This window comes from Corynebacterium sp. LaCa117, assembly GCF_046717765.1.
GTDB classification, from domain to species: Bacteria; Actinomycetota; Actinomycetes; order Mycobacteriales; family Mycobacteriaceae; genus Corynebacterium; species Corynebacterium kefirresidentii.
Genome location: NZ_CP177102.1, coordinates 1,976,647 through 1,995,021, shown reverse-complemented (window position 1 = coordinate 1,995,021; position 18,375 = coordinate 1,976,647). Strand labels below are relative to the sequence as shown.

The 18,375-nt window shown below is 59.7% G+C and carries 19 protein-coding genes; 14 read left to right on the top strand and 5 right to left on the bottom strand.

Going from position 1 to position 18,375, the window contains the following annotated elements; all coding sequences use genetic code 11:
- The first annotated feature begins 5 nt into the window (after positions 1-5).
- Positions 6-1,235, top strand: a complete 1,230-nt coding sequence (gene manA / locus ACLI1L_RS09750) for a mannose-6-phosphate isomerase, class I (RefSeq protein WP_340439813.1) — start codon at positions 6-8, stop codon at positions 1,233-1,235.
- 268 nt (positions 1,236-1,503) lie between these two features.
- Here manA and ACLI1L_RS09745 read toward each other — a convergent pair whose 3' ends face one another.
- Positions 1,504-2,310, bottom strand: coding sequence for a hypothetical protein (locus tag ACLI1L_RS09745; protein ID WP_411707459.1), 807 nt, complete (start codon positions 2,308-2,310; stop codon positions 1,504-1,506).
- A 248-nt stretch (positions 2,311-2,558) separates the two neighbouring features.
- Here ACLI1L_RS09745 and ACLI1L_RS09740 point away from each other — a divergent pair, with 248 nt between their 5' ends.
- The 9 genes from ACLI1L_RS09740 (at position 2,559) to ACLI1L_RS09700 (ending at position 13,135) form a co-directional block, all read left to right on the top strand.
- On the top strand, positions 2,559-2,912 hold the full coding sequence (locus ACLI1L_RS09740) for a DUF4259 domain-containing protein (RefSeq protein ID WP_411707458.1): 354 nt from the start codon (positions 2,559-2,561) through the stop codon (positions 2,910-2,912).
- A 67-nt stretch (positions 2,913-2,979) separates the two neighbouring features.
- Complete coding sequence (locus ACLI1L_RS09735; protein WP_340439810.1) at positions 2,980-3,594, top strand: dTMP kinase; 615 nt, start codon at positions 2,980-2,982, stop codon at positions 3,592-3,594.
- Between the two features lie 3 nt (positions 3,595-3,597).
- Positions 3,598-4,290 (top strand): MtrAB system response regulator MtrA, encoded by a 693-nt coding sequence (gene mtrA / locus ACLI1L_RS09730; RefSeq protein ID WP_086587990.1) that lies wholly within the window; start codon positions 3,598-3,600, stop codon positions 4,288-4,290.
- Between the two features lie 68 nt (positions 4,291-4,358).
- Positions 4,359-6,149, top strand: coding sequence for an MtrAB system histidine kinase MtrB (mtrB, locus tag ACLI1L_RS09725; protein WP_340439808.1), 1,791 nt, complete (start codon positions 4,359-4,361; stop codon positions 6,147-6,149).
- Positions 6,146-7,885, top strand: coding sequence for an MtrAB system accessory lipoprotein LpqB (lpqB, locus tag ACLI1L_RS09720; protein ID WP_411707457.1), 1,740 nt, complete (start codon positions 6,146-6,148; stop codon positions 7,883-7,885). The genes mtrB and lpqB overlap by 4 nt, the downstream gene beginning before the upstream one ends.
- Before the next feature lie 177 nt (positions 7,886-8,062).
- Entirely contained in the window at positions 8,063-8,551 is a 489-nt protein-coding gene (locus ACLI1L_RS09715; protein WP_340439805.1) for a ComF family protein, read from the top strand.
- A 145-nt stretch (positions 8,552-8,696) separates the two neighbouring features.
- Positions 8,697-9,341 (top strand): ribosome hibernation-promoting factor, HPF/YfiA family, encoded by a 645-nt coding sequence (hpf, locus tag ACLI1L_RS09710; RefSeq protein WP_023020779.1) that lies wholly within the window; start codon positions 8,697-8,699, stop codon positions 9,339-9,341.
- A 249-nt stretch (positions 9,342-9,590) separates the two neighbouring features.
- Positions 9,591-12,176 (top strand): preprotein translocase subunit SecA, encoded by a 2,586-nt coding sequence (gene secA, locus ACLI1L_RS09705; RefSeq protein ID WP_411707456.1) that lies wholly within the window; start codon positions 9,591-9,593, stop codon positions 12,174-12,176.
- 140 nt (positions 12,177-12,316) lie between these two features.
- Positions 12,317-13,135: a hypothetical protein gene (locus ACLI1L_RS09700; RefSeq protein ID WP_411707455.1), complete on the top strand. Its 819-nt coding sequence runs from the start codon at positions 12,317-12,319 to the stop codon at positions 13,133-13,135.
- A gap of 23 nt (positions 13,136-13,158) precedes the next feature.
- Here the strand turns inward: ACLI1L_RS09700 and ACLI1L_RS09695 are convergent, their stop codons facing one another.
- Positions 13,159-13,542 (bottom strand): hypothetical protein, encoded by a 384-nt coding sequence (locus ACLI1L_RS09695; protein WP_411707454.1) that lies wholly within the window; start codon positions 13,540-13,542, stop codon positions 13,159-13,161.
- 178 nt (positions 13,543-13,720) lie between these two features.
- Between ACLI1L_RS09695 and ACLI1L_RS09690 the strand changes: the two genes are divergently transcribed.
- The 3 genes from ACLI1L_RS09690 to ACLI1L_RS09680 are packed head-to-tail and all read left to right on the top strand — an operon-like array spanning position 13,721 to position 14,914.
- Complete coding sequence (locus tag ACLI1L_RS09690; protein WP_023020783.1) at positions 13,721-14,131, top strand: HAD-IA family hydrolase; 411 nt, start codon at positions 13,721-13,723, stop codon at positions 14,129-14,131.
- Positions 14,131-14,646 carry a DUF6912 family protein gene (locus tag ACLI1L_RS09685; RefSeq protein ID WP_411703449.1) on the top strand — a complete coding sequence of 172 codons (516 nt, stop codon included), beginning with the start codon at positions 14,131-14,133 and terminating at the stop codon, positions 14,644-14,646. Before ACLI1L_RS09690 ends, ACLI1L_RS09685 begins: the two co-directional genes overlap by 1 nt.
- Positions 14,647-14,662: 16 nt before the next feature.
- Entirely contained in the window at positions 14,663-14,914 is a 252-nt protein-coding gene (locus ACLI1L_RS09680) for a hypothetical protein (protein WP_086587998.1), read from the top strand.
- On the opposite strand, the gene rsgA is transcribed toward ACLI1L_RS09680, so the two are convergent.
- Positions 14,911-15,936, bottom strand: a complete 1,026-nt coding sequence (rsgA, locus tag ACLI1L_RS09675; protein ID WP_411707453.1) for a ribosome small subunit-dependent GTPase A — start codon at positions 15,934-15,936, stop codon at positions 14,911-14,913. The genes ACLI1L_RS09680 and rsgA overlap by 4 nt on opposite strands.
- Positions 15,929-17,230 (bottom strand): 3-phosphoshikimate 1-carboxyvinyltransferase, encoded by a 1,302-nt coding sequence (gene aroA / locus ACLI1L_RS09670; protein WP_411707452.1) that lies wholly within the window; start codon positions 17,228-17,230, stop codon positions 15,929-15,931. Before aroA ends, rsgA begins: the two co-directional genes overlap by 8 nt.
- Between aroA and ACLI1L_RS09665 the strand changes: the two genes are divergently transcribed.
- Entirely contained in the window at positions 17,229-17,876 is a 648-nt protein-coding gene (locus ACLI1L_RS09665; RefSeq protein ID WP_411707451.1) for an SOS response-associated peptidase, read from the top strand. The two genes, aroA and ACLI1L_RS09665, sit on opposite strands and share 2 nt — an antisense overlap.
- Here ACLI1L_RS09665 and ybaK read toward each other — a convergent pair.
- On the bottom strand, positions 17,862-18,365 hold the full coding sequence (gene ybaK, locus ACLI1L_RS09660) for a Cys-tRNA(Pro) deacylase (RefSeq protein ID WP_411707450.1): 504 nt from the start codon (positions 18,363-18,365) through the stop codon (positions 17,862-17,864). The two genes, ACLI1L_RS09665 and ybaK, sit on opposite strands and share 15 nt — an antisense overlap.
- Between the last annotated feature and the right edge of the window lie 10 nt (positions 18,366-18,375).

Genomic DNA, 18,375 nt, shown 5'->3' with positions numbered 1-18,375 from the left:
AACACATGCAGCTGTTGCACAGCGCCACCCGCAACTATTCCTGGGGCTCGCGTACCCTCATCCCACACCTGCAGGGTCAGCCCGATTCAGAAAAGCCCGTCGCAGAGCTGTGGTTCGGCGCCCACCCCGGTGACCCGTCTATGGTGGATGACCGCCTGCTCAATGAGGTCATTGCGGAGGATCCAGCAGGGCAGCTAGGCAGCCGCGTTTCCGCCGAGTACGGTGAGCGCCTGCCTTTCCTCCTCAAGGTGCTTGCGGCCGAGGAGCCGCTATCCCTACAGGCGCACCCGTCGAAGGAGCAGGCAGAGGAAGGTTTTGCCCGCGAGAATGCCGCTGGGATTGAACTCACCGCACCCAACCGCAACTACAAGGACGATAACCACAAGCCCGAGCTTATCGTTGCGCTCACGGATTTCTATGCCATGGCTGGCTTCCGCCCGCTGGCGCGCACTCGCGAGCTTTTTGCTGCCTTGGAGTGCCCCGAGCTGGATCATTACGTTGCCATGCTGGACGAGGACCCCTCGGTAACCACCGAGTCCGCCAACCTTCGCGTTCTCTTTACCACGTGGATTACCATCCCGTCCGCCAAGCGCAAGGAACTCATCGCCGCCATAGTCTCCGCTGGTGAGCGCCTTATTGCCGCGGACCCGGCCGATTGGAAGTCCCGTGTAATGTCCACGGTGCTGGAACTCAACCAGCGTTACCCGGGCGATATCGGTGTATTGGGTGCACTGTTGCTTAACCACATCGAACTTTCTCCCGGCGAGGCCGTCTACCTAGATGCCGGCCAGCTGCACGCCTATGTCTCCGGCCTTGGCGTAGAGATTATGGCCAACTCCGATAACGTTTTGCGCGGCGGCCTTACCCCCAAGTTCGTTGACGTTCCCGAACTAGTCAAGGTTCTCACCTACGCGGCTGCCGATGAACCGCGTGTTCAACAGCAGGATAAGTCCGCTCAGAATAATGTGCACGATGCCGCCGCATGGTCTTACCCGGTCCCGATTGAAGAATTCCTGCTAGACCGTGTAGAGCTTAGCGGAGCATCTTCTGTGGATTTTGATTACGATGGCCCGACCATCGCCCTGTGTACCGCAGGCTCCGTTACCTTTACTGATGCCGCCGGCAAGACCCTCACCGTGACCCCCGGCCAAGCCGTCTGGTTGCCTGCCTCTGAGGGGCGAGTCACCGCCACTGCGGCATCCGACGCCGCCGACCTCTTCGTCGCCCGCGCTTAGCCCGCCCGCGCTTAGCCCGCCTGCGCTTGGCTCGCCTGCGCACCAGCGCGCTTTGCCGAACCCCTCTTCGCCGGGGTTCAGGCGAGGCGTGGAACTTCAATTCCAGCGCGCTGCCGCCGCTTTCGTCGCTGCGCGAGTGCCTCATATGGCTGTTTCTTTCACAGCTCTAATGGTCCGGCGCATACAAAAAGCACGTTTCCTCGAAATTCGCGTTCAGAATCGAGGAAACGTGCTTTTGTATTCAGCTAATTGCCCAGTGGGCTATGGATTAGTGCGAAGCGGCTGCTTTGCGCGGCGCCTGCTTGGTCGGCACGAAATCGGTCGGCTCTTGGTTCTGCTCGGCAGAAGGCTGCTCTGCGGCGGCTTGATCGTCGCGTGGTACTTCTGCCTCTGCGACCTCTTGCTGCTTGTTTTCGGTTAGTTGTCCCCGGTCCGGGTTGGGCTTGTTCTCGCCAGTGGTTGTGCCCGTCCCAGTTTGCTCCGAAGGCTGCGTCGGGGAAGGCTGCGGAGCGGACGGGGCAGTGGTGGTTTGCGGAGCGGTGCCGCCATTGCCGCCATTGCCGCCGTTGTTGCCCTGGTTGCCCTGTGGGGAACCGGTAGCCTGCGAGCCGTTTTGATTGCTTGGGTAATCAGGCGTCGGGTACAGATTGCCCTGGCCGGTGCCTTGTCCACCCTGGGCGTTGCCATTGCCCTGCGAGGTGGTTCCTTGCGGGGAAATATTTTCCGGGCGGTAAACCTTGGTGGGCTGGGTAGCCGCCTGCGGGTGCATGATCGCATTGGGGGCTAGATACGGATCATTGTTATGCGGCTGGTGGTGCTTCGAATCGCCGGAGGAAGCTGTAGAGCTTGTCGCATGTGCAGAGCGCTTCTTTGAAGGCGAATGGTCCGTGGAAGAAGTGGTGGTCTCCTCGGCCGCAGTGTGCGTCGGGGAGACGGAGGTGGTCGCGGACTGATCCGCGGCATTGGAATAGTTAGCGCTCGGCGAGCTCATGCGCCAGACTGTGAATCCGACGACGGCCGCGGCTATCAGTCCGGCCACAATGAACACGTAGACGCGGCGCGAATCTGGCTTCATCGTGGCTGTCCTTTCTGTGAGGTGGGCTGATTTAACCCCATGGGAGGTGGCGGTATAGCACCCCGGTAACAAGTTGGTAACGAGACTATCATGTTTAGGAAACATTGCTACGGCGTTGCGATTCTGTGATACGCCAACAAAACGCCAGTTCGCGGATGTAGGACGCCCTGCAAACCTTTTCATTGCGTGCTTTCTTTAGCTGGGAAAGCGTGTATAAATGGCGCTGAAAGCACCGAAGGAGTCAAAAAGTGAGTACTTGGGACGAAGATATTTTCAGCACGGACCTCAACGTCGATTTCTTGGAAGAAATGGCAAACCTCGATGAAGAAGGGGTAATTCGCGCCGTTGAGGATGCCTGCGAAGTAGCACATAGCAAGCCACAGCTCAGTGGAGAAGAGGAACAGAACGCGCAAGCAGCAGCCACCATCGCTGCCATTTGGGCTGGCGCGCCCTTCAGTGCGGGCGAGGTTGTTGAAGACTACCCCTATATTAGGGAGCTGGTGGGGTCTGGCAGCGAAACCTTGACGGAAAATGCCCTCGAGGTACTAGAAAATGTCGAGGAAGAATATGACCTCGAAGCGTTTATAGAGGCCCTCTCCTAAGCCATACCTACTGCCCGCAGCAGTGGCCTCATGCCAGACAAAATAGAAGGGAAGGTACCCCACACCTATGCTTATCAGCATCGAAGGCATCGACGGTGCCGGTAAGAATACGCTGGTCTCCACAATCAGGGAGTCGTTGGATCGACCCGTGGAGGTCATCGCCTTTCCGCGCTATGCAGAATCGATTCACGCCCAGCTCGCCCAAAAGGCGCTCTACGGAAAAATGGGTGACCTGACAGATTCGGCATATGCCATGGCAACTCTTTTTGCCTTGGATCGTTACGGCGTAAAAGACCAATTGCAGCGAGCTAAGGGTACGGACGCCGTGGTGCTATTGGATCGGTATGTGGCTTCCAATGCGGCATATTCGGCGGCGCGACTCGAAGACGATGCCGTCATGGACTGGGTGCATGATCTGGAATTTGGCACTTTAGGCCTGCCGCAAGCGGATCTGCAGGTTTATCTGGATACTGCGGTAGAGGTGGCGTCGGAAAGAGCACAGGCAAGGGCCCAAGCAGATGCCAACCGGGAGCGTGACCGCTACGAGCGCGATGACGGATTGCAGGAACGCACCGCCGCGGCCTACCGGCGCCTAGCAGATGCGGGCTGGGGTGGACGCTGGATTGTCACCGCCGATGCGGATACTATAATTTCAGCGATAAAAGACCTTGTAGGAGAATAAAACGTGGCGCCCAAGATTTTGGTAGTCGATGACGATCCGGCTATCTCGGAGATGCTGACCATTGTGCTCGAGTCCGAGGGACTCAAGCCCATTCCGGTCATGGACGGCAATGACGCCGTGCCCGCCTTTGAGCAACACGAGCCGGACCTCATTCTGCTGGACCTTATGCTGCCGGGCATGAACGGCGTGGATATCTGCCGCGCCATTCGCCGTGAATCCTCCGTACCCATCGTTATGCTGACCGCCAAGACGGACACGGTCGATGTGGTGCTAGGCCTTGAATCTGGCGCGGATGATTACATCACCAAGCCATTTAAACCCAAGGAACTCATCGCCCGCATTCGCGCGCGCTTGCGCCGCACCGATTCCGCGGAGTCTGAAATCTTGGAGGTGGCGGACCTCGTCATTGACGTGCCGGAGCATACCGTGCGCCGCACGGATGGTACCGAACTGAACTTGACTCCTTTGGAATTTGACCTGCTGCTGGAGATGGCGCGCCGCCCTGGCCAAGTGCATACGCGTGAGTCGCTGCTGGAGTCCGTATGGGGCTACCGCAATGCCTCTGATACGCGCTTGGTTAACGTCCACGTGCAGCGCCTACGCGCCAAGATCGAGCATGATCCGGAGGATCCGCAGATTGTGCTGACCGTGCGTGGCGTGGGGTATAAGACCGGCAAGCCCGGCGCCGGGGAGTAAGAACCATCGGCATCATTGAGCGTTTAAGGCGTATTCGAGACGCCTTCATTACAACGTGGCGTACCTCTTTGCAGGCGCGCGTCATTGGCATGATTTTGGTCGCCTCCTCGGTGGTCATGATCATCTTGGCCTACGCGTTGGTTTCTGTGCTGACTCAGCGCTTGGTTAGTCAAAAGGAAGACGTGGCGCAGCAGGAGCTGGAGCGTGCCCGCACGGCCGTGGAACAGCAGATTGATGCCACCAGTTCCGCGAATTCGGTGCAGGTACGCATCAATTCTGCACGTGCGGCACTGGGCCAGCTCTCTGCCCAGCAGGGCGATGCCCAGGCGGTTTATGAACCGGTCATCGTGGTGGAAAACCAGGATGGCTCGGTTATTACCTCGCCAGAAGGTTTCCCCGTGCCGGATCAGTTGCGGGCGATGGTGGATCAAGGCCAGATTGCGCAGCAGTATTTCCCGGCTCCGCGGGAAAACGGTGAGCACTACAACGCTTTGCTCGTAGGCACACCGACCGATACTGATATTCCGCATACCCAGGTCTACTTGGCACTGTCCATGGAATCGGAAGAATCCACCATGGCGTTGATGCGCGGCCTGCTTTCGGCGGCCGGTGTGGTCGTCGTGGTGCTGTTGGTAGGCATTGCTTGGCTGGCCACCCAGCAGGTTATTACGCCGATTCGTTCGGCCTCGCGCATTGCACAGCGCTTGGCGGCTGGTCACTTGAAGGAACGCATGGCCGTCGATAGTGACGATGAGATGGGGCGCCTAGCCGCGTCCTTCAATAACATGGCCGATAAACTTTCTTCCCAGATTGCGCAGCTGGAGGAATACGGCGACTTGCAGCGGCAGTTTACTTCCGACGTCTCCCATGAGCTGCGTACCCCATTGACCACCGTGCGCATGGCCGCGGACATGATTGAGGCCGAAAGCGATAGCTTGCCGCACGGCGCCCAGCGAGCTTCCCGCCTGATGTCGAGCGAGCTCGATCGTTTCGAGGAATTGCTCGCGGACCTGCTAGAGATTTCTCGCCACGATGCCGGCGTCGCGGACCTGTCTACCGCCGCCATTGATCTGCGCTCCTGCGTGGAGTCCGCCTATGGACAAGTCGAGCATTTGGCTCGCGAGCTCGACGTGGAGGTTCAGCTCAACCTGCCGGATGAGAGCATCGCCGTCGAGGCCGATTCACGCCGCCTTGAGCGCATCTTGCGCAATCTTTTGGCCAATGCCATCGACCATTCGGAAGGCAATCCGGTGGTGGTGGATGTCGCCACCACAGAAACTGCGGTGGGCGTTACGGTTACAGACCATGGTGTGGGCTTGAAACCAGGCCAGGAGGAGCTGGTATTTAACCGCTTCTGGCGCGCGGATTCTTCCCGCAAACGCCACTCCGGAGGCACCGGCCTGGGGCTGGCTATCGCCCGCGAGGACGCCGTCTTGCACGGTGGCACGCTGGATGCCACCGGCTACGAGGGCTTTGGCTCGCGCTTCCGGCTCATTATTCCGCGCACTCCAAATACCGAGGTGGGAGAAGAACCCATCTCCGTGGAGATCCCTGGCGCACCCGTAAATAACACTACGGAGGGCGGCTCGTCGCCGGAATCGACCCCAGATGCCGGAGTTGAACTTCCAGAAGCGCAGGACTCTAGCACCGACAATCCGGGTGTCGAACCCGCCTCTGCTACGCCTGCCATTGCATCCGGGATGAGCTCACCGCGCGCCGAAAAGAGCGATAAGACTACCACTGGCCAGGCGGAGGGGGATGGCATCCTATGGCCCTCGGAACGAGAGCTCAACCGTGGTGCGGCCGCCCCAGATAGGCGCGCCTATAAGGCCCCGGACTTTGAGGGGAGGAGGAAGTGAGCGTGTTCAGCAGCAACTATTGCAAAACCGCGGTTTTTAGCACCGCAGCGGCAGTGCTTTTTGTCAGCGGTTGTTCCACTCTGCCGAGCAACACCGGGCCGCAGGTGGTCGGGACCTACCAACGGCAGGAAGACAGTCCTGGGGAAGTCATCGCACCGCAACCGGGCGATGACCCGGACCTGACCTTGCGCGATTTCTATCAGGCTTCGGCCGTGCCTGGAAATGACCACGAAGTCGCCCGTGGTTTTCTTACGGATACTGCTCGTGGTGCATGGGACGCCAGCGGCGATGTGATGGTGGTCGATAGCCTGGATATCGTTACCGCGCCCGCCAATAAACAAAGCTCGAAAGATAATGAACGTGCCTTTACAGTACGTGGCACTATTATCGGCCGCCTGAAATCCGGTGGCGCGTATGTCCCGGAAAATGAGGGCTATGAGGCAGTCATCTACATGAAGATGCAAGACGATAGGTGGCGCGTCGATGGACTGCCGGCCGGAGTGGTGATGGAGCGCAATGAGATGCGCAACCACTACGCCCCGCAATCGCTGTACTTCTATAAGCAGAGTAACGATGTGCTGGTTCCGGATCGTCGCTGGTTGTATAAGGGCGGCGAGCAATCGGAGTCGACGCTCATCACATTATTGATGGAAGGGCCTTCAGCCAGCATTGCCCCTGCCACCCGCCGCGCGGCGGCGGAGAACGTCACCTATGCCGGCTATGACCGCGAACAGGGCTACCAATTCGAAGGCCTGGTGGATCTGGACGCCCATGACCGCACGCTTTTTGCCGCCCAGTTGGTGTGGACACTTTCGGAAGCCGGTCATACCGGTCCCTTCAGGGTCAAGGCCGATGGCGGTGACCTGGTGGAAGGTATGGATAGCTTGAGCGTGGATGACTTTGCGGACTATAACCCGGAGGAAAGCAGCACCGCGTTGTCTAAGCTCTATGCCCTCAATGAGGGCAACCTGCTAGAAGTAGACGATGGCGTGGCCGAGCCGGTGAAATCCACGCTGGGCAGCAGCGGCGACGTGCAATCCGTGGATGTGGCCGATAGCGGCCTCGTTGCGGCTGTGCGCCGCAAATCTAATAACGAGTTCTCGCTGCAGATGGGCGAGCTCGATGGCCAGCTGCAGGATTCGGTGGATGGTCGCACGCTCGCACGGCCGACCTTTGAATACAACGGGCAAGCCGCGTGGACTGTGGTTGACGGAGATCGCATCGTGCGCGTGGTGCGCTCCAAGACCACGGGCCGCATCTCCAAATCCGAGGTGGATGCCCGCAGCATTGACGATATTGAGGGCGAAATCTCCGTTATCCGCTTGTCCCATAGCGGTGCCCGCGTGGCCATGATTATCGATGGTCACGTGTATATCGCGGCGGTTGCCCAATCCAGCAGTGGCGATAAGCGCATCGTCAACGCCCGCGAGGTCGGCCCGGAAGTTTCCGGTTCGGCGCTATCGTTGGACTGGAATATGGATGGCTCGCTCATCGTTGGTACCTCCTCGAGCCAGTCACCCGTCTGGCGCATCGAGCAGGATGGTTCCTCGGCTTCGACCATGCCTACCGGTAATATCACCGCCCCCGTGGTGGCTGTGGCTTCCTCGCCCACCAAGCTTTTCATCACTGATTCTCACGCCATGCTTGAGCTTCCTTCCACCGTGATGGATGAGACCAACTGGCGTGAGGTCTCCGGGCTGCAGGGCCGGCGTTCTTCCCCTATCGTTTCTAACTAGCCGTCGGAAGGCTTGTGCGGCTAAGGGGGAGACAACGCGATGAGCTTGGGGGAGCTTATTTTTCCGCGCGCGTGTGCTGGATGCGGCGCGCCGGGCGAGGTGTTGTGTGCACAGTGCCGCGAGCACTTGCGGCACCCGCCCTACTTGGTAGCACGGCCCCGGCTGCTGGGGGCGCCCGTGTATGCCCTTGGCTCTTATTCCGATATTCGCCGCCGCATCATCATTGGCATGAAGGAGCGCGGCAACCAGCCGGTTCGCGAGTATGTCGGGGCCGTCTTTGCAGCTGGGCTGGCCTATCTGAGTGCCCGTGGTGATATCCCGCGCGAGTTCACCCTTGTTCCTGCGCCTACCCGTCCGCGCTCGGCGCGGGCGCGCGGGGGAGACCCTGTGGCCGCTGTGTGCCATACAGCGGCGCGGCGGCAGCGCGTGGGCGTGTGCGCGGCTCTTTCCATGGGGCAGTCCACCGCGGATCAGTCCGAGCTTAACGCGCAGGATAGGTGGGCTAACCTGCAGGGGCGAGTCCGCGTTCATGCTCCCATTGCTCGCGCCCCTGCGCTGCTTGCCGACGACGTCGTTACCACCGGCGCTACCCTAGCCGCGAGCATTGCTGCCCTGCAGGCCGCGGGCGTAGAAGTATGTGGAGCATTGGTCTTTGCGGATGCCTAGATAAGGGTGGGATCTACCCTCGAGGTAGGGGAGCGGAAAAAAATTTCGCCCTGTCAGGTCATAACCAGTGATACCATGAGGAGTGTCACAGAGAGATAGTTACTGTGATTGATTCCAGTCCCCACTACTCAAGGGAGGCATTTCAATGTCCCAGCCAAACAAAGCTCAGGTAACGATTACGGGCCGTAATGTCGAGGTCCCTGATCACTTTCAAGAGCGAGTCAATGACAAGCTGGCCAAGATTGAACGCCTTGACCCCACCCTGACCTTCTTCCACGTGGAGCTGCAGCACGAGCCGAACCCGCGCCGCGATTCTGAAGCGGATCGCATCCAGATCACCGCTACGGGTAAGGGGCACATCGCCCGTGCCGAAGCAAAGGAAGATTCTTTCTACGCTGCGCTCGAGACCGCCTTGGGCAAGATGGAGCGCTCCCTGCGCAAGGTGAAGGTGCGCCGCGAAAACGTCAAGAGCGGTCACCGCGCGCAAAAGGGCACCGGTGAGATTGCCGCTGAGATGGTGGCACAAGCTGAGGCACAGCGCGCCAAGGAAGAGCGCTACGTTGACCCTTATGCTGAGACCGTCGAAGATGTTCGTCCCGGCCAGATTGTGCGCACCAAGGAGCACCCGGCTACCCCGATGAGCGTGGATGATGCCTTAAGCGAGATGGAGCTGGTTGGCCACGACTTCTTCCTCTTCGTTAACGAGGAGAATAATAAGCCCTCCGTGGTTTATCGCCGCCACGCCTTCGACTATGGCCTTATCTCCCTGGCTGAAGACGCGGAAGCCTAAAGCGCTCGCACTCTCCTGAGGTAATGACCCCGCTGCATAACTGCAGCGGGGTCGAATTCGTATCAAGGGAAATGGTGTGGTTGGTGGGGGGGGAAGTTCGACGTCGGCAAGCGGCTTTAAAGGCTTAGATATGCCAGATGAAGGTTGCGCGCATGCCCTATGCGCTAGGCGGAAGGTGCTTTGTGAATGCGAGTGAGTACAATAGCGACGAGTTAACTTTATTGTCGCGACTAGAAGGACTAACTAACCGTGTTTGGACTTTCCAAGCTGCTGCGCGCGGGCGAGGGCCGTACGGTCAAGCGCCTGGGCAAAATGGCAGACGACGTAATTGCCCTTGAGGATAAGTACGCGGAGCTTTCGGACGAAGAACTTAAGGCAAAGACCGATGAGTTCAAGACTCGTCTGAAAGACGGCGAAGAGATGAATGACATCTTGCTCGAGGCATTTGCCACCGTCCGCGAGGCTGCCTGGCGCGTCCTCGATCAAAAGCACTACCGCGTGCAGATCATGGGTGGCGCGGCCCTGCACTTCGGCAACGTTGCCGAGATGCGCACCGGTGAGGGCAAGACCCTGACCTCGCTCCTGCCTGCCTACCTCAATGCGCTTGAGGGCAAGGGCGTCCACATCGTGACCGTCAATGATTACTTGGCAAAGCGCGACGCGGAGATGATGGGCCGTGTCCACCGCTGGCTCGGCCTGTCCGTAGGCGTCATCCTGTCTGAGATGCGCCCACCAGAGCGCAAGGCTGCCTACGATTGCGACATTACTTACGGCACCAATAACGAGCTAGGTTTTGACTACCTGCGCGATAACATGGTGCGCTCCCTCAATGAAGTGGTGCAGCGCGGTCACAATTTCTGCATCGTGGACGAGGTTGACTCGATTCTTATCGATGAAGCCCGAACCCCGCTTATCATCTCCGGCCCAGTAGACGGTTCCTCCCAGTTCTACAGCGTCTTCGCCCAGCTGGCACCGCGCATGCGCGAAGGCATCCACTACGAGGTGGACCACAAAAAGCGCACCATCGGTGTGCTGGAAGAGGGCGTGGAATACGTAGAGGATCAGCTCGGCATCGATAACCTCTACGCCCCAGAGCACTCCCAGCTGGTGTCCTACCTGAACAACGCCTTAAAGGCCAAGGAACTTTTCACCCGCGATAAGGACTACATCGTCCGCAATGGTGAAGTCATGATCGTCGACAGCTTCACCGGCCGCGTGCTGGCCGGCCGCCGCTACAACGAAGGCATGCACCAGGCTATCGAGGCCAAGGAGCAGGTAGAGATCAAGAACGAGAACCAGACGCTGGCTACCGTTACCCTGCAAAACTACTTCCGCCTCTATGAGAAGATCTCCGGCATGACCGGTACGGCAGAGACCGAAGCCGCCGAGTTGCATTCCATCTATGGCCTGGATGTAGTGCCGATTCCTACCAATAAGCCAAATCAGCGTGCGGACCACTCTGACCGCATTTACAAGACGCAGGAAGCCAAGTTCGCCGCCGTGGTGGACGATATTGCTGAGCACGTCGAGGCTGGTCAGCCAGTCCTGGTAGGTACCACCTCTGTGGAGCGTTCCGAGTACCTGTCCCAGCTGCTATCCAAGCGGGGAATCAAGCACAACGTGCTCAACGCTAAGCACCACGAGGAAGAGGGCCAGATCATTGCCCGTGCCGGCCGCCCCGGCACCGTAACCGTGGCTACGAACATGGCCGGCCGTGGTACCGATATCGTCCTTGGTGGTAACCCCGAGGTGATCCTCGATGAGAAGCTGCGCGAGCGCGGCCTCGATCCATTCGAGGATGAGGAAAAGTACCAGGAGGCCTGGGAGGCAGAGATCGATGCCGAAAAGGAACACTCCAAGAAGCTGGGTGACCAGGTCCGCGAGGCCGGCGGACTCTACGTGCTGGGTACCGAGCGCCACGAGTCGCGCCGCATTGATAACCAGCTGCGTGGTCGTACTGGCCGCCAGGGTGACCCGGGTGAGACCCGCTTCTACCTGTCCATGCGCGATGAGTTGATGGTGCGCTTCGTGGGACAGTCCATGGAGAACATGATGAATCGCCTCAATGTGCCGGACGATGTTCCAATCGAAGCCAAGATGGTCTCCAACTCCATTAAGGGCGCCCAGGCGCAGGTGGAGAACCAGAACTTTGAGATGCGTAAGAACGTTCTCAAGTACGACGAGGTGCTTAACGAGCAGCGCAAGGTGGTCTACGCTACCCGCCACGATATCCTCGATGCCGGCGATATTCAGGACAATATCCGCGGCATGATTGATGACACCGTTTCCGCTTATGTTGCCGGCGCTACCGCCACCGGCTACGTGGAGGATTGGGACCTAGATGCGCTGTGGAACGCATTGGATTCCCTGTACGGTCCCACCATTTCCCACGAGGAACTGGTCGAAGGCTCCGAGTATGGTTCCCCAGGCGAGCTTTCCGCTGAGCAGCTTCGCGACGCTTTGGTAGAAGACGCCAATAACGAATATGACAAGCTCGAGGAATCTGTAACCGCAATTGGCGGCGAGCAGCAGATGCGCAATACCGAGCGCATGGTCATCCTGCCGATTATTGACCAAAAGTGGCGTGAGCACCTCTATGAGATGGACTACCTCAAGGAGGGCATTGGCCTGCGCGCGATGGCGCAGCGCGATCCGCTGGTGGAGTACCAGAAGGAGGGCGGCGAGATGTTCAATGCCATGAACGAAGGCGTCAAGGAAGAGACCGTTCGCCAGCTCTTTATGCTGCGCAAGCAGTTCAAGCAGCAGGAAGAGGAACAGGCTGGTGAGTCTTCGGCCGCTGCGAACAACAATGGTGGGGATACCGTAGAGGCCTAAAGCTCGGTGTCCTTTCTCAAACTCCGCCCCGCTCCCACTTTTAAGAGTGGGAGCGGGGCGGGTTTCTTTTTAGGGAAAAATGAGTAGAATATAAGAATCTTGTCCAATCTGCTTTTTTCCTGTGAGGGACTCCACTGACGATGCGTCGCCGTTCTTTGCGTCTAGGAATTACGACGCTTCTGTCTGCTACCTTGCTTGGTGGCGCCACCCCAGCCGTGGCGTATGAGATGCAGCGCGACTCCGCGTCCTCTCTGCGCATCATCTTGGACTCGGGCGAAAAACTAGAACAGGACAACGCGGCAGCGGCCATTTTGGCTATCGCTACCCAGCGTAAGGAAGCGTTGGTGGCAGATGGGATTTTGTCGCAGGATAAAGCGGATGCTGCCTTTGATTATTACTTTGGCGCATCCCGGCTCAACACTGCGCGGGCCGATGGCAATATCTATTCCACGCCGCTCGATTTCCCGTGGGAGCCCGACGCGCGTCCACAATCGCGGGAAGGTAAGCAGTTCACCGAAGCTGCCGTGTTGGATTACCTTGACGTGCTGGGTGCCAACTATGCCCAGGCGGTGATTCGCGCCGAGCTGGGTGAATTCACTAAGGATCTGCCGCAGTCCACTGCAGGCAATGCAGAGTCTTCTCCGCGGCCACAGAGGCCCGCCACCGGGGATACAGGCTCCGCCTTCCCGGATGAGTTCCCGGATTACGCGTCAGCGCTGCGCGATATCGTCACTATCACCAAGCAGGTCAATGCTCCCTTGGAAAAGGCCGCAGCAACCCACCGTGGTGTGAATACCGTACTCGCGGATGGCACTGCTGATGACAATTCCGGGCTATCCGTCCTGGAAGGTGGTCTGCTGACTACCGGTATTGCGGCGCTAGCAAGCGCTGCCGGAATTGGATGGTCCGCACTGAACTGGTCCGATATCCTTTCTCAACTCGGCCAGTTCATTTCCTAGGCGGTGAGGTCCGTTCGCATAGCTTAGAGCAAGCGGAACGAGGTTAATCCCGTGTGACTGGCTGATCCTGTAAAGGCATGCTGCTGTTGACCTATATAAACAGAGCCGAAATACTCTCCGTTTGAGCGCGCGTGCAGGCTTGTCAATTGCAATCTGTCCGTGGTGTAGGGGCTGGAGCGTTGGCGCACCCACGAGCCAATATGCAGCCGGATTGCGTCCGAATAGCGCGCGGAATTGAGGTGAGCTAGCGGCCGATAGCCGGCAGCAACCTCGAGTGCGAAGATTACCCAGCCTTGGATGCGGTGTTGGACGGCGACCTCCGCGGACGTCGGCAAGCGGCCATAGCGCACGCGATGAGGCGCGAGGAAGAGTTTGAGGTGTGAGTAGCCAGGAATGGGCTCGTACATGATGGGGAAGTAGTGCTCCTGAATAAGGACAGGAGACGGACGCGTGATAATTGTCTCATGCCCGCCCCACGGCCGCCATTTCTGAGGGTTTCCTGAAAGAGGTGGGCGCGAATGTGCGCGTGGTTCGCTATACTCTCGGGGAGTTAAAGAGAAAACCGTAACCAAAGGATTTAAGTACATGCGTGGTCTGATCGTTGACTATGTCGGCGTCCTCGACGGCACCGAAGAAGATAACCGTCGCTGGAAGGCGCTGCTGGCCGCCGCAAAGGCAAATGGCGCGGCAACCGCCATCCTCTCCAATGACCCGGGCGGTCCAGGCGCGGAGCACATTCGCGAGTGGGAGTACCGCGGAAACGTAGATGCAGTAATTCTCTCTGGTGAGGTTGGGGCGGAAAAGCCAGAGGTCGCTGCATTTCAGGCGGCCGCAGATGCCCTAGAGCTTCCGCTCAATGATTGCGTCATGGTTGATGATTCTATTCTCAACGTCCGCGCCGCCGTGGAAACCGGCATGGTGGGCTTTTTGTACACCAGCTTTGATCGCGTTTCCGTAGAAATCCAGGCTGTCTTCGACATTGAAGGTGAGTTTTAGTGGCTAAAGCCCGCGTCTACATTCCCGCAACTTACGCCATGCTGGCGGAATTGGAAGAGACTGGTTCCCTTTCTGCGCGTTCCGGCTGGGGTTTCATGGTGACACCAGCGCTGCAGGATTTCTATACCGAGGGCGATGAAGAAGAGATTGCCTACTCGGCATTCCTCGAGGCATCTATGGCCTCTATGCGCCTTCTGGCCATCGGCGATGATGAAAAGTTCCCGCATCGCCGCGTGGTCATCTCCGTGGACCTGGATGATTCTGTCATCACCCCACGACCGGATATGGGCGAGCCGGTGGTAGAACTTCAGCCGGCGCAGTTTAGCAAAGACGATTTGGCGGCCATCCACGTGGATATTGCGGAATCCGAAGAAACCACCGCGAAGGCCATTGAGGCTATTGACACCGCAGACCTTGGCGATGAGGACGCGGAGCTGGCCGTGGGAGATGCGCTGGATAAGTTTATGGCCTTTTATCACCCCAGCGAGCTGCCTTTCCTCGTAGAATTGCTCTAAAACTGAAGGAGAAAACATGACTCAACGTTTCAAGAACCTGGCTGCAGCTACCGTTACCGCAGGTGTAGCCCTCATTTCCGCGCCAGCCGCTCTGGCGGCCGATACCACCCCGGCCGCAGATGCCGCTGCCGATGTCGTGCCCACCACCCCGTGGCTAGCATTGCTAGAGACCTCGTCCCAGGGCACCTGGGGCCAGATCCTCGATGTGGTCTTTGGCATCGTAGATGGCCTGCTAGGCGTTATCGCCGATACCGGCTTCCACCTTTAATTTTCCCAGTCCACGTTGGTGCGCAGGGCCTCAAGTAGGCCGCGCACCGCGTCGCGCCGCCGCGCACTGGCGGTATCCGGGGGGATAAGCGCAGGGTCATCCAGCCCGCATTCTGGGTCCGCAGGCGGGCCCATATGCGTACAACCACGGGGGCAATCCTCGACGGCGGCCGCAAGAGCTTCAAAAACGCCGAGCACGTCATCAGCATCAACATGTGCGAGGCCGAAGGAACGAATGCCGGGGGTATCGATAATCCAACCGCCAGAGTATGCATCATCGGCGGGGAGGGGAAGCGCTACCGATTGGGTAGAAGTATGCCTGCCTTTGCCTACGCCCGATACTTCCCCCGTCTCCCTATCCGCATCCGGAACCAGGCGGTTGACCAGGGTGGACTTGCCCACGCCGGAGTGGCCGATGAGCGCGGTGACGTGGCCATCGATGTGCTGGCGCACGGACTCGAGGCCGTCTTCGACGCCGGCTTTCACCACCGTGACATCAAGATCAGCAAACTCGGCCGCGAACGGCTCAGGATCCGTGAGATCTGTTTTAGTCAGGCACAAGATTGGGTGGATATTGCCCACGAAGGCGGCGATGAGGGCCCGCTCGACAAACCCGGAACGCGGTGGTGGATCGGCCACGGCGGTGACGATGAGCATTTGGTCCGCATTCGCCACCACGATGCGCTCGTAGGGGTCGGTGTCATCGGCGGTGCGCCGAAGAACGGAGGTGCGCTCTTCCAGCTTCACTATGCGCGCTAAGGTGTCTTTCTTTCCGGAAGTATCGCCCACGACACCAACGCGGTCGCCCACCTCGATGGCGGTGCGGCCCAGCTCGCGGGCGCGCATGGCGGTGACGCGGGGGCCGTCGTCTAGCGCTACGCCCCAGCGCCCGCGGTCCTTGGTGATAACCATGCCGAACTTGGCATTTTTGTGCTTGGGGCGGTCCTTAGTACGCGGCCGCGAGCCCTTGCCGGGGCGCACGCGCACATCGGATTCATCGAAAGAACCGAAACGCCTAGCCATTGCTCTCCTGTTGCTCGGGGTCCACCATCGTCTCCCACATGCGGTCGAAGCCGGGAAGGGTCTTCGCGGTGGTGGCAATGTCTTCTACCTCTACGCCCGGTACCCGCAGGCCGATAATCGCGCCCGCGGTGGCCATGCGGTGATCCGCGTAGCACGGCCACTCCCCGCCGTGGAGAGGGGCGGGGTCGATGTGTAGGCCGTCGGCAAGCTCGGTGACCTTGCCGCCGAGGGCGTTGATATTATCCGCCAGCGCCTTCAAACGGTCGGTCTCGTGCCCGCGCAGGTGGGCAATGCCGGTGAGCGTGGAGGGGGTTTCTGCCAGGGCACACAGCGCCGCGACGGTGGGGGTGAGCTCGCCAATATCACCCATATTGCGCTCGATGCCCTGCAGCACGCCGCTCTTGGCGCCCTTTGCGGTGACAAAGCCCGGCTCTTGGGTGACCATAACGCCCATATCCACCAAGATATGGCGAATAGCGTCACCTGGCTGGGTGGTATTGGCGGGCCAGCGCTTGATGGTCACGCGGCCGCCGGTGACGGCAGCGGCAGCAAGGAAAGGCGTGGCATTGGACAAGTCCGGCTCGATCGTCCACTCCCGGCCGGCAATCGGGCCGGGGTGCACGGTCCACGTATTCTTGCCGGAGTCTACGCGCACGCCTGCCTGGCGCAGCATGCCCACGGTCATTTCCACGTGCGGCAAAGAGGGCAACGGAGCGCCCTCGTGGGTTACGGTGATGCCCTTTTTAAAACGTGCACCGGCTAGCAGCAGTCCGGAGACGAACTGCGATGACCCAGAGGCATCGATGGTGACCTCGCCGCCTTCTGGCACCCCGTGCGAGCGCACGCTAAAGGGCAGGCTATCGCCGTCCACCTCTACGCCAAGCTGGCGCAGCGCATCGAGGGCGGTGGACATGGGGCGGGCGTAGGCCTGCTCGTCGCCGTCGACAAGCACGGCGCCATCAGCCAAGGCCGCAACCGGCGGGATAAAGCGCATCACCGTGCCTGCTAGGCCGCAATCTACCGTTGCGCCCTTGAGCGGGCCTGGGGTGACGTGGATGTCCTCGCCGTCGTGCTCGAAGCGCACGCCCATAGACTCCAACGCCTTTTCCATCAGCTGCGAATCCCGCGAGACCAGCGGAGCGCGCAGGGTAGAGGGGCCATCGGCCAACGCGGCCAAGATGAAGGCGCGGTTGGTAATAGACTTTGAGCCCGGCACGTGCTGGGCCCACGTAATGGGGCCTGCCGCTTGCGGGGCGGACCATGGTTGAGACATATCGTCCATAATAGAGGGCATGTGCGGAAGATTCGTTCTTTTTACCGAGTCCCTCCTTGATGAGGTGGGAGAGCTGCCCGGAGTCACCGAGGTACATGCCCCGCAAGGAACCCCAGGGCCCCGCTACAACATTGCGCCCACCCAGCCGGTGGCCATCGTGCGCGTGCGCGAAAGCCTTGCTCAAGTCGATCCTGCGCGGTGGGCGCTATTGCCGCACTGGAAGAAAGATCTTGAGGGCCCGCCGCTGTTTAATGCGCGGGCGGAGACCGTGGCCTCCAAGCCTTCTTTCCGGCACGCCTTTAAGGGGCAGCGCTGCCTCATCCCGATGAATGGTTACTACGAGTGGCGCCAGGAAGAGGGCGGCAAACAGCCCTACTTCGTGCGCGCGGAGGAAGGCCTGTTGTGGGCCGCAGGCCTCTGGGACACCGGCTTAGACCGCCTGTCCGCCACGATCATTACCACTGCAGCCACGGAAGAAATGGAGTGGCTGCACCACCGCCTGCCGCGCTTTTTGGCGGCCGAGGAAATGCGCGCCTGGCTAGAGGGCAGCCCCGAAGAGGCCGCCGAGCTGCTCTTGCCGACGCCCCTGCGGGGCTTCCACACCCACCCCGCCGACAAGGCCGTGGGCACTGTATCCAACGACTATCCAGAGCTACTCGGCGAGTAGATCGGCAAAGCTGGCGTCACACAGCTGCGCGAGGTCCTCCGCATTGAGTTCGATATCTAGCCCGCGGCGCCCGCCAGAGATGAAGACGGTATCGAAAAGGATGGCGGTTTCCTCGATAATGGTGGGCAGTGGATTCTTCTGCCCCAGCGGGGAGATGCCGCCGGGAATATAACCGGAAGACTTGGTCGCATCGTGCGGGTCCGCCATAGTGGCCTTGGAAACCTGGTGTGCGACTGCGGCTTTTTTCAAGCTCAGGTGGTGGGTAGTAGGGATAACGCACACCGCCAATTTGCGCTTGGGTCCCTTGCCCGCCGTTAAATCGATGACCAGGGTTTTGAGCACGCGCTCCGGCTCTACGTCTAGAGCTGCGGCGGCGTGATCACCAAAGTGATCGGTGCCCGCCTCAAAGGTGTATACGCGGTGCTCGATACCGGCGTCTTCTACAACTTTGAGCGCTGGGGTGGCTGCATGCGGGGACTTTTTAGACATGACTGGGATT

Excerpts from the sequence above, each read along its gene's own strand:
- manA (WP_340439813.1), top strand. The coding sequence starts at position 6 with ATGCAGCTGTTGCACAGCGCCACCCGCAACTATTCCTGGGGCTCGCGT.
- ybaK (WP_411707450.1), bottom strand. The coding sequence starts at position 18,365 with ATGTCTAAAAAGTCCCCGCATGCAGCCACCCCAGCGCTCAAAGTTGTA.
- ACLI1L_RS09700 (WP_411707455.1), top strand. The coding sequence starts at position 12,317 with ATGCGTCGCCGTTCTTTGCGTCTAGGAATTACGACGCTTCTGTCTGCT.
- ACLI1L_RS09735 (WP_340439810.1), top strand. The coding sequence starts at position 2,980 with ATGCTTATCAGCATCGAAGGCATCGACGGTGCCGGTAAGAATACGCTG.
- hpf (WP_023020779.1), top strand. The coding sequence starts at position 8,697 with ATGTCCCAGCCAAACAAAGCTCAGGTAACGATTACGGGCCGTAATGTC.
- ACLI1L_RS09680 (WP_086587998.1), top strand. The coding sequence starts at position 14,663 with ATGACTCAACGTTTCAAGAACCTGGCTGCAGCTACCGTTACCGCAGGT.
- ACLI1L_RS09745 (WP_411707459.1), bottom strand. The coding sequence starts at position 2,310 with ATGAAGCCAGATTCGCGCCGCGTCTACGTGTTCATTGTGGCCGGACTG.
- aroA (WP_411707452.1), bottom strand. The coding sequence starts at position 17,230 with ATGCCCTCTATTATGGACGATATGTCTCAACCATGGTCCGCCCCGCAA.
- ACLI1L_RS09690 (WP_023020783.1), top strand. The coding sequence starts at position 13,721 with ATGCGTGGTCTGATCGTTGACTATGTCGGCGTCCTCGACGGCACCGAA.
- ACLI1L_RS09695 (WP_411707454.1), bottom strand. The coding sequence starts at position 13,542 with ATGTACGAGCCCATTCCTGGCTACTCACACCTCAAACTCTTCCTCGCG.
- ACLI1L_RS09665 (WP_411707451.1), top strand. The coding sequence starts at position 17,229 with ATGTGCGGAAGATTCGTTCTTTTTACCGAGTCCCTCCTTGATGAGGTG.
- rsgA (WP_411707453.1), bottom strand. The coding sequence starts at position 15,936 with ATGGCTAGGCGTTTCGGTTCTTTCGATGAATCCGATGTGCGCGTGCGC.